We start from the raw sequence: 10,801 nt of genomic DNA, 5'->3' as shown, positions 1-10,801 counted from the left end.
CACGAAAACACGCAGTCGTGTTGAAATACGGCGTGAATTTGCCCTTGCAAGCAAGCAAATTCGCTTGTATTATAACATTGAATTGCGTCAAAGGCAAGCCTTTGCCCTGCGGTTATCACCGCCGGTGTTTTCTCACGAAAACACGCAGTCGTGTTGAAATACGGCGTGAATTTGCCCTTGCAAGCAAGCAAATTCGCTTGTATTATAACACGCCGCGCTCGGCTTTGTCAAGAGTGCGGTAAACTTCGCTCGGCGCGACGGCGCGGTTGACCTCGTCGCGTATCGCTTTTCCGCCGCGCACGCCCTTAAAGTAATGCACGAAAAACTTGCGCGCCTGTATAACCGTATATCGCCCGTCGAAGTATCGTTCCAGCTTTTGCAAATGCCGCCGCGCTATGTCGAACGGCTCGACGCGTCCGTCCGAAAACACCGCGGGATTAGCGAGCGCGGCTCTGCCTATCATGACGCCCGCAAACAGCGGCTTGTCGGCGCAGTCGGTCAAATCGCCGTTGACAATGACGGGAATATCGGTTGACTGCGCTATCTTTGCTATCTGCGTATAATCCGCGTTGCCCGAATATCGTTGCTCCGCATACCGCCCGTGCACGGCTACCGCCGCCGCGCCCGCTTGCGCCACGCTGTGCACAAGCTCCGCCGCCGTGTCCTCGCCCATGCCGTAGCCGAGCCGCGTTTTGACCGTGACGGGCTTGTCCGTGCTATCTTTTATCGCGCGCACTATTTCGCCCGCGAGCTTCGCGTTTTTCAACAGAGCCGACCCGTCGCCGTTTTTTACTATCTTCGGCATGGGACAGCCCATATTTACGTCTATAATATCGCACGCGAGGATTTTTGCTGCGCGCGCGAAATCGCGCGGGTCGCTGCCGAAAAGCTGAACGCACGACGGCGTTTCGAGATCGGACACGCGCATAAGCTCGACTGTCGCGGCGTTGCCGTGGACAAGCCCGCGCACCGACACCATTTCGGTCGGGGTAAGCCCCGCGCCCAGTTCGCGGCACAGCTCGCGGAACGCGACGTCGGTATATCCCGCCATGGGCGCGAGCACGCCGCCCGTTATTTTATACTTACCTATATAAAACCCGCTCGCGGTCATAGCTCCGCAATTTTGCGCTTGACAAGCGTGTTAAGCTCGACTTCCGCATCCTTGCCATCGTCCGACAGCAGTGCGGCGCACGCCGCGATAATGCGCGTATAGTCGCGCGCGGCGATAGCCGATTGCAAGTCCGCCGCCGCGGTCTGCGGCGCGCCCGCTTTTTTAAGTTTTTTGTGCGTTTTTTGGCAAAGCAACAGCGACGGGAAATTATCGGGCAACCGTTCGAGCTGGTTTTTGACCGTGTCGTAATGCTTTTCTACGCCCTTTGCCTTTTCCCACAGCGTAAGCGCTTCGTCGGGATTGGTCGCGCTGTCCGCGCCGAATATGAACGTGTGCCGCCCTATCAGCTTTTTGCACAGCTCGTCGCAAACGTCGTCAAAGTCGAACTCGCCCGCGCGCCGCGCAATATCCGATTGAAGTATGGACTGCAAAAACACGTCGCCGAACTCCTCGCGCATGTTCTCTACGTCGCGCTTGTCTATCGCGTCCACCGCCTCGTATGCTTCTTCAATCATGTTGATGCGTATGCTCTCATGCGTCTGCGCCTTGTCCCACGGACAACCGCCCTCGTCCAGAGTGAGCCGCGCTATGACGCGCATTGCGTCCGCGGCGTTGTAACGCTTTTTGTCGAAGTCGGTCTGCGCGGCGACGGCTATCGTCTTTGCCGACTTCAACGCGCTTATTGCGACGTGCGTGCCGTCCGCGACGACTGTAATATCGCCGTACAGCTTTTTAAGTTTTGCCGCGACCGTGGAAATGTTTTTAATATCGGTGATTTCGAGTTCCGCCGAGGTGTCTATAATCGGCGCGCGCAAAAACGCGGTTTCGTCCTGAATAATGCGGTTCATCAGCGTATTTCCTTTGCAAGTTTTTCGAGGTGAGTTTTTATAAGACGGCATACGTCTTTGAGCGCGCCGCCGTCGAACGGGCTTTTAAGTCCCGCTTGATGCGCAAGCGCGTCGATCGTCTTTGTGCCGCCCGCTTCGACAAGGTTCAAGTACCTGCCGAGCGCGTCCGAATAGTCTTTGTCCGCAAGCTCGCCGAATTGCAATGCCAAGCACGTGGACAGGCAGTAGTCTATATAATAGAACGGCGATTCGTAAATGTGCTTTTGGTACTGCCATCTGCCGCCGACGTTTATAAACGGTATATCGGACATATCGACATACGGGCGGAATCGGCTTTCGAGTTTTAACCACAAATCCCGCCGCTCTTTGGGCGACATGTCGGGATTTTTATAGACCAGCTCTTGGAAGTAATCGACGGTCACGCCGTAAGGCAAAAAGTTGAGCGCGTCGAAAATCTGCTGATAGGTAGCCGCCGCGTCGCGCTCGCCGTAAAACAGATTGTTGTACCTGTTGCACAGCGCTTCCATGCCCATGGAGTGCGTTTCCGCCGTTTCCATGCCGCCGACGAACAAGTCCAAATCTATCTTGTTTTCGTCTGCGCGTTTAAACGCGTAAGCATGCCCGAACTCATGAGTAAGCACGCCCACGTCGTCCATAGTTCCGTTAAAGTTTGCGAATATAAACGGCTGACCGTAAGAGTACAGCATTTCGGCATAACCGCCGCCCATCTTGCCGTCGCGAGCGACGTAATCTATCGCCTGCGCCTCGCACATTTCTTTAAAGAACGCGCCGAGCGCGGGATTCATACCGTCGTACATTTTTTGCGCCGCGGCAAACAGGTCTGCGGCTGTGCCCTGCGGGTCGATGTTTCCGCCCGCTATATAGTTGTCGTTGTCGTAAAGATGAATCCCGTCCAGCCCCAGCTTTTTCGCAAGCTCGGCTTTAAGCTCGACTATAACGGGAACAACGTCGTTAAGCACCGAATTGCGGAACACCGCTATCTGCTCGCGCCCGTAACCTATGTGACCTATGCGCAAATCGCCCATTTCCACAAAGTCCGAAAATCCCATCTTTTTCGCCATGGCGGTGCGCACCTTGACCATGCGATCGAATATATCGTCGAGCTTGTCGCCGACGGTCGCAAGCGTTTCGCCTATAACCGCAAACGCCTTTTTGCGCACCTCGCGATCGGCGGACTTGCAAAACCCGTGCATTTCGCCGAGCGTGACTTTTTTGCCGTTCCACGGGTAAGTCAATTCCGCGAGCAACTTATCGTACTCGGTGACGAGCTTGTTTTCCTCCACGCAGTCGGCTATGATTTTGTCGTCCATAACGCGCAAGCTCGCTTTAATTTTATCGACTATAAGCGGGTTTATAACCTCGCCCAGCCTGTCTGCGTGCGGCGACGATATAAACGCCTTGTTAAACTCCGTAGTTTTGGCGGCGAGCCGCGGCATATTTTCGTCGTAATAATCCTGCTCCGCAGCATAGAACTTATCGCGCACGTCGAGCGTATGGCGTATAGCCGCAATGTAGACCAAAGTGTAAAAGTCCGCAAAATACGCGTTGACTTCGTCGCGCGTCGCCGCGAGCGCAACGACGTCCGTTGCGGCGTTCGCCTTTTTGACGGTGCCGTCGAGAAAAGCTATCGCCGCGTCCACGTCCGCGCGCTTGTATTCGTACTCGGAAATCTTTTTGACCATTATTCGTTCTCCTTACACAGTAATTATAAATAAAACGCGCAAAAAAGTCAAACGCGCAAGCCCGACGTTTGCCCGTCCGAATAACGCAAATCGCAAAACAAAAGACCTGCCGAAGCAAGCCTTTTATGTCGATTTATCGTTATTCGAAAACCGTGAACGACAGCGGCGGCACCGAAATGCCCTCTTTGCTCGGTTTGGCTTCCTTGCCGACGGCGAAAATCGCTTTCGCCTTGGGCGCGACTTTGACGGGCGCGACCTGCTTGACGTTAAGCGGGTTTACGACTACCGTCAGTCCGCCGCGCTTGTACACGAGCGGTTCTTCGCCCTTGGCGTGCACAAACTCCAAATCGGTGGATATAAATTCTTTGCGCGTTTTGCGGAACGCCAACAGCGCGCGCATAAAGTTGAGCAACGATTTTTTGTCCTTTTCCTGCGCTTGCACGTTTATCTGTTTGTCGTTTACGACGGGCAAGAACGGCTTGTCGGACGTCGAAAATCCCGCGTTCTTTTCCATGCTCCACTGCATGGGCGTGCGCGACCCCGTGCGGTTAAATCCGCACTCGACGGACGGCATGTCTTTTACGTACTTCATGCCTATTTCGTCGCCGTAGTATATAAACGGAACGCAAGGCAGTGTGAACAGCGTCGCGTATATAAGGCGCAACTGCTCCTGCGAGTAGCGCGGCGCAAGGCGCGGCGTGTCGTGGTTGCACGTTATGTGCGCGATATATCCGTCGTTTTTGGTCTGCTCGAACCAGTCCGTAAAGCTCTTTACAAAAGCCTGCGCGTCGCCCTTGCCGTTAGCGTCGAAGTAGCTTATTCCCTCGCCCTTTTCGTCCTGCATGCGCGCGAGTTTGCTGTACGGGTTGGCGTGGTGGTTGAGCATAAAGTCGGCGTGGAAGCCCGCGCGTATCGCCTGCGGGTTAGCCCACTCGGAAACAAGCACCGCGTCGGGATACTCGCTGTCGAGCATAGCGCGAATATCGCGCCAAATTTCGCTCGTTGCCGGCTTTTCGCTCTGCTCGCCGTCGTTTTTTACAAGCGAGTCCGCCATGTCCACGCGGAACCCGTCCGCGCCTCTGTCCAGCCAGAACCGCATAACGGACTTTAACCACTCGCGCGTTTTGAACGCGGCTTCGGACTTGTAAGAGTGTTGCCAACTCGGCTCGTCCACACGGTTAAACCCGTAATTGAGCGCGGGTTGCGTGCAGAAGAAATTGACTATACTGCTGCCGTGACGGTCGAACCGACCGGAATTGTTTTTAAACCCTTGCGGGCACGACCACGGATCGTCCGTCCAGATAAATCGGTCGTACATTTCGTTGGGCGTGCTTTCCGCGCTCCGCAAAAAGTCGGCGTTCTCCTCCGAAGTGTGTCCGGGAACAAGGTCGAGAATAACCTTAATTCCCTTGGCGTGCGCCGTCGCCAAAAACTCGTCGAAGTCCGCTTCCGTGCCGAACCGCGACGAAACCTTAAAGTAATCGCGCACGTCGTACCCGCCGTCCTTAAACGGCGAATCGTAATGCGGATTAAGCCATATTGCGTTGCAACCGAGCGACTTGATATAATCGAGCTTGCTCGTCATACCCTTAAAATCGCCGTACCCGTCGCCGTTCGAGTCCATAAACGAATTGGGATAAATTTCGTAAAACACTGCGGATTTAAGCCATGTATTTGTCATAATAAACTCCTTGACGAATAATCGGTTATTTGTTTTATTTCTTGTCCTGCGGTTTAACTTCGTCCGCGCCGTCCTCGACCGCGGTCTGTTCGGGATTATAAGCGCACGCGTTCTTTTTGGCGGCGCTCGCCTTGCCTATCTTTACGCCCGTAACCGCGCCCGCGATTATCAGCCCGCCGAGCACAGCCGCAAGATAAACTATCCACAGATTAAGTCCTATGCTTCGGCGCGTAACGACGGGAGGTTGAACCTGTCGCACGGACGAAGAAATAAACGTCGTGTCGTAGTAATTCTCTACTGTCGCGTTCACTTTTTGCACAAACTCGGCTGTCGAGTTTTCCAGCGCTTTCAACAGCCGCACAGCGTTGTCGATAACGCTTTTATCGGTCGGGACCATGTCGCTGCCGCCTGTTATCGTGCCGTCCGTGCCGTCGTAGTCGGGGTTGAGCTTTTTCATGCGCGTTTCGATATTTGCGAGTTGTACGCCGTAGTCCATGATTTGACGGTTGGCGTCGTCGAGTTTTGCCTGATACACAAAGTATTCGGGCGGGTACTGAACGGTGGTCGTCGTCGAGCCGTTGCTCGTGGAGGTCGAGGTGTTGGGCTTTATTTCCTTTATTTGGTTGACAAGTTCCGTTCTGTAATCGGTAAGCGGTTTGAGCCTGTTTTCTATGTCCGTCTTGTTGGCGACAAGCGAGTCGTAAGCGGTGACTTTGTCGCGCCAAACGTTGTTGGACAGGATATAAGCGTTAAACAAATCGTAATTGTTTTCGAGGATATTGAGTTCGCTCAACAGCAACGCGAACGTCGCATTGTTCTCGGTCGATACAAAATTAGCCGCGGCCTCCGCATTTTCGTTAAGATAGGACTTAATCGCTTTGAGCGAATCGGTATAGGTGTCGTAAATTGCGGTAAATTCTATTAAGCTGTTGTCGGACAAGACGTACAAATCGCCCGAGAACATGTTGGACACCGAGTAACGGGTTTTAAAGTCCTCGTAATAGCTCGACACTACTTTGTTAAGGAGCAACTTTGCCTTGTCGTCCGACAGACCGAGCCCGTCGGGGTCGGAAATGACTATATTAAAGCGCGTGGAGTGCATGACGTAATTGCGCAGTTTGTTTTCCGCGTCCTTGTCGCCGTTTGCCGCCGCCTCGGTGAGCTTGACGTATTCGTCGGTAAGCACGCCCTCGACGCGCATAGACGCGCGCAGTTTGGAAATGTCTTTAATCGTGCCGTTAAGCCCCGCTTGATCGACGGCGTTTTTAAGCACGGTCGTGGAAATGATATTGTCGGTATCCAGCACGCCGCCTATGGGATTAAGCCCCTTTTCTATTCCGTCGTAAATAAACTCGATAGAAGTTTCGGCGACGGGTTCGGACTTGTAAAACACCTTGATAGGCACAAATACCGCAGTTGCGACAAGCGCGAGAACCGCCGCGTAAATAAGCATGCGCAACCAGCCTTTTTTAAAGAAATACCCTACCTTTTTAAAGGTAAGACCCTCTTCGTAATCGGCATCTTCGTATACGTAATTTTGTTCCATTTTAATTCCTCTCGTATTTCCGTGGTTTAGTGTTATTAGTATATCACCGATTGCCGTTAAAATCAACAAAAAAGCAATATTTAACCGTAAATAGTATTTTTATCTTATGCGCATACTATGACCGACATGAAAAACATCGTTATCGTCGGCGGCTCGTCGGGAATAGGACTTGCCGTCGTCCAAAACCTATCGGGCGAAAACATTGCAAACATATCGCGCACGCCGTGCGTGGTCGCGGGCGTGAACAACCTTACTGCGGACGTGACGGATCGCGCCGCGCTTAAAAAAGCGTTTTCCCGCCTGTCGCGCATAGACGCGCTAATATACTGCGCGGGCACGTCCATGGCGGCGCCCGTCGAGTATGCCGAGTACGACGACTACAAACGCCTGTTCGAGGTAAACCTGTTCGGCGCAATCGAGTGTTGCAAGCTCGCCATGCCCATGCTCCGCACTGCCGAAGACGGACGGATTATAATATTAAGCTCGACGGGCGGCGTAACGCCCATTGCCTACGACGGATTTTATTCGGCGAGCAAAGCAGGCATAATTTCGCTGTGCGCGGAGCTTCGATTGGAAGCGCCCGAAGTGAAAAGCACCGCCGTCATCATAGGCGGCACGCAAACGCAATTCTCGTTCAAGCGAAAAGTGTACACCGACTGCGGCGAATACGACGAAGAACTCAAACGCGCGTCCGACTCGCTCATAAAAATGGAACAGACGGGCTATTCCGCCGAATTCGTTGCGCAAAAGATTGTCAAAATCCTGTACGCCAAAAACCCGCCGCCCAAAGTAACCGTCGGCACAAAAAACAAGTTAGTGACGGGACTGTACAAAATCATGCCGTGGCGACTTAAAATTACCGCGTTGCGCTCGGCGTACAACCTCGACTAATCGGCATGTGCGGTGCGTCAGTTGCCGGCGCTTTCGTATCGGCGTATGCCGAGGCGCCACACCGTAAGCGCGAGCGTCATGAGTACGACCGCGGCGACAGCGCTCCACAGTACCGCCCACCAAATGTTCGCGCCGGTCACAAGGCACTCGACGGGATAGTATAGGAACAGCCCGAACGGGATAACAAAGAACATAATCGAGGCAAACGCCTTGCCCATGTAGCGCACGGGATATTTGGCGTAATTGGAAATGTCGTACACGGTGTTGAGGAATATGCCCGCATACTTGACCCAGAACGCAATGGACGCAAACAACAGTTTAATGCCCGTAAAGCAGAATATGCCGAGAACGGCGCACAGGATTAAAGCAATTACCCCGCCCGCCGTCCACGCAATGCCCGCTTGCGGACCGAATATGCACATAATAACCACGCCGACGACAAGCTCGCCTATGCCGTCCCATTTAAAAGTCTGCGCGACGAACTGATACAGCGGATTGAGCGGACGCGTCATAAAAATATCCAGCTCGCCGTGCCTAATCGCCCAGTACGCGAGTAGCCAAAGTTCGTCGGTGAAAATATGATCGATGGCTTTCGGCACAAGCGTAAACCCAAACAAAAACGCGAGAGTAGGAAAAGTCCAAATGCCGATAGCGGGCACGGTGCCCACAATCAAATAAATGGTTGCGAGCGACACGACCTCGGTAATAGCAAAACTGATCATCATAATAATGGAATCGGCTTTGTAAGACAAGCCGCTCCGCAAGCTCATAGATACATATTTGGGATACAATTTCAATTCTTTAAGCATAGTAATTATTCAGCCTCCGAACACAACGACCTTGCGCACCGACGTTTTGTAGCAAAGCTGTCCTATGATATTGATAGCGATAAGCCACGCAATAGCGACGGCAAACGATATGAGCACGTCGTTAGTACTCATAACGCCCAAATAAAGGCGCACGGGCATGCTCATCATAAACGGGAACGGCGTACAGTTGAGAACCTTTTGCGCCCATACGGGGAACACGGACAGCGGAATCATGCGCCCCGACAAAAACCCGCTAATAGTCATAGACATTGAATTTACGCCGAACATTGCGTGCGTGCGGAACGCAAGCTGTCCGAACAAAAAATCATACGCCTCGTTAATCATCATCGCTATGAAACTTGCGGGGATAAACAGTAAAATATTGTACCACGTCAATCCCGTAAGCCCGAAGCCGTACACAGCTATAAGCGTTCCCGCCGTCATAAACGGCACGCCGAATATAAGCAGTCTGCCGAGATAATTACCGATATTCGTAAAGCAAAGTTGCAACCTGTAACTGATAGGCTTCATCAACCGCATGCCTATCTGTCCGTATCGCACGTCGTCCACAATCGCGCCCATGGTATCGGAAACAGTCACTTCAAACATGACTGCGGACACAATCACATACAACAACATCTGCGAATACGTATAACCGCCTATCGTCGGCTCGTCCGAAAACGAATATATCGCCCGCCAAAGCAAACTCATAAGCACGGCGGAAATCAGCGCGCCTACAAACCATAAAAATATTCTGCCGCGGTATGCCATTAAGGTCTGAAACCCCGCCTTGGTAAAAATCAAGTACCGCTTTATCGCACCCCTTCTCATGCTTGCGCACCGCCCTCCGCTTCGATAGCCGCATCGTCGTCCGACTTAACGTCGGCGTAAATTTTTTCGACGACCTGTTCTATCCCCGTTTCCGACAATTTAATATCGACTACTTTGTAAGACTTTAACAGCACGTCGAGCAACACGTCTATTTTAAGTTTTTGCGCGTCGATAGTAAACGTGGTCAACAGCCCGTCGCCGTCGGTGGACACGTTTTCTATTTCGTACTTATCGACCACGGCGGATACGTCTATGGGCGCGGGCGTCTGGATAGTAACGTTGCGCTTGTCGCCAAACATATGCTTGACTTTTTCGAGCGACCCGTCAAACAAAATCTTGCCTGCGTCGAGCACGATAACGCGATCGCACAAAAGTTCTATATCGCTCATGGCGTGCGTGGTAAGTATGAGCGTGGTATGGTATTGATTTTTAAGTTCATTGATAGCCTCTATCAGCTTGCGCTTGACAAGCACGTCCAGCCCGATAGTAGGCTCGTCGAGAAACAGCGTTTTGGGATTGTGTAGCATAGCCGCGGCAAGGTCGGCGCGCATGCGTTGACCGAGCGACAGCGTGCGCACGGGCGCGTCCATAAAAGGCTTCATGTCCAAAAGTTCGGTAAGCTCGCCGATACGCCGCTTGTAATCGGCTTCGGGCACGTCGTAAATATACCTCAACAAATCATAAGTTTCGGTAAGCGGCAAATCGTACCAAAGCTGTGTTTTTTGCCCGAACACAACGCCTATCGTTTTGAGCACGGCGTTGCGCTCGCGCGACTTGTACGGACGCTTGCCGTCGATAAGAATTTCGCCGCGCGTGGGCGTGAGTATGCCGCTCATCATCTTGATAGTGGTGGACTTGCCCGCGCCGTTCGCTCCGATATATCCGACAGCCTCGCCGTCGCCCACGGTAAACGACACGCCGTCCACCGCCTTGACAAGCGTATGCTTGCGCGAGAACAAAGTTTTAAACATGCCCCAAACGCCCTTGCCGCGAATCGGCTTTTTAAAATACTTTTCGACGTTAATCAGTTCAATCATAAAATTCTCCCGTATAGGCGTTTCGCGCAAACATATCGCAGATATTTGCGTTACGTTTGTAAGTTATCGACTCTTAAAGTATATATAACGCCCCCCCCCCCCCTTGTCAAGCCAATCGGGGGTATTTTTTGCAACTTTTTAAAATTTTCTATATTTCCGTCGCGAGAGTTATGCACATAAAAAGACATCGACAGTTTCCGCGCGACACCGCCTTGCGGCGGTTCGCCTTAATTCCTCGACAAGCTCGGAATGATGAGAGTATAAGCATTTCTTTTTATATATCTAATCAAGTTTTGCTTCACGCAAAACTTCCTCAACTATTATCTTTTATCTCTTAACTATTC

General features: G+C 52.3%; 9 protein-coding genes. 1 reads left to right on the top strand and 8 read right to left on the bottom strand.

Annotation, left to right across the window (positions count from 1 at the left end; translation table 11 throughout):
* Nucleotides 1-202 precede the first annotated feature (202 nt).
* From NFR57_RS07165 to NFR57_RS07145, 5 genes are all read right to left on the bottom strand, one after another.
* Nucleotides 203-1,111 (bottom strand): tRNA dihydrouridine synthase, encoded by a 909-nt coding sequence (locus NFR57_RS07165; RefSeq protein ID WP_251183161.1) that lies wholly within the window; start codon nt 1,109-1,111, stop codon nt 203-205.
* Nucleotides 1,108-1,959: a MazG nucleotide pyrophosphohydrolase domain-containing protein gene (locus tag NFR57_RS07160; protein ID WP_251183160.1), complete on the bottom strand. Its 852-nt coding sequence runs from the start codon at nt 1,957-1,959 to the stop codon at nt 1,108-1,110. The genes NFR57_RS07165 and NFR57_RS07160 overlap by 4 nt, the downstream gene beginning before the upstream one ends.
* Entirely contained in the window at nt 1,959-3,662 is a 1,704-nt protein-coding gene (locus tag NFR57_RS07155; protein ID WP_251183159.1) for a M3 family oligoendopeptidase, read from the bottom strand. The genes NFR57_RS07160 and NFR57_RS07155 overlap by 1 nt, the downstream gene beginning before the upstream one ends.
* Before the next feature lie 139 nt (nt 3,663-3,801).
* The gene (locus NFR57_RS07150) at nt 3,802-5,343 is read right to left on the bottom strand and encodes an alpha-amylase family glycosyl hydrolase (protein WP_251183158.1); all 1,542 of its coding nucleotides are present in this window, start codon (nt 5,341-5,343) and stop codon (nt 3,802-3,804) included.
* A 34-nt stretch (nt 5,344-5,377) separates the two neighbouring features.
* Complete coding sequence (locus NFR57_RS07145) at nt 5,378-6,889, bottom strand: hypothetical protein (protein ID WP_251183157.1); 1,512 nt, start codon at nt 6,887-6,889, stop codon at nt 5,378-5,380.
* Nucleotides 6,890-7,015: 126 nt separating this feature from the next.
* Here NFR57_RS07145 and NFR57_RS07140 point away from each other — a divergent pair, with 126 nt between their 5' ends.
* Entirely contained in the window at nt 7,016-7,780 is a 765-nt protein-coding gene (locus NFR57_RS07140; RefSeq protein ID WP_251183156.1) for an SDR family NAD(P)-dependent oxidoreductase, read from the top strand.
* Between the two features lie 17 nt (nt 7,781-7,797).
* Here the strand turns inward: NFR57_RS07140 and NFR57_RS07135 are convergent, their stop codons facing one another.
* From NFR57_RS07135 to NFR57_RS07125, 3 genes are read right to left on the bottom strand one after another with little or no spacing between them, the layout of a single operon-like run.
* Nucleotides 7,798-8,589, bottom strand: coding sequence for an ABC transporter permease (locus NFR57_RS07135; protein ID WP_251183155.1), 792 nt, complete (start codon nt 8,587-8,589; stop codon nt 7,798-7,800).
* Nucleotides 8,590-8,598: 9 nt separating this feature from the next.
* Nucleotides 8,599-9,420 (bottom strand): ABC transporter permease, encoded by an 822-nt coding sequence (locus NFR57_RS07130; RefSeq protein WP_251183154.1) that lies wholly within the window; start codon nt 9,418-9,420, stop codon nt 8,599-8,601.
* Entirely contained in the window at nt 9,417-10,457 is a 1,041-nt protein-coding gene (locus NFR57_RS07125) for an ABC transporter ATP-binding protein (RefSeq protein ID WP_251183153.1), read from the bottom strand. The genes NFR57_RS07130 and NFR57_RS07125 overlap by 4 nt, the downstream gene beginning before the upstream one ends.
* Nucleotides 10,458-10,801: the final 344 nt, after the last annotated feature.

Origin of the sequence: Anaerocaecibacter muris (assembly GCF_943192945.1) — a bacterium.
Classification (GTDB): domain Bacteria; phylum Bacillota; class Clostridia; order Christensenellales; family Pumilibacteraceae; genus Anaerocaecibacter; species Anaerocaecibacter muris.
The sequence above is the reverse complement of the archived record's forward strand: the minus strand, read 5'-3'. Positions and strand labels throughout refer to the sequence as shown.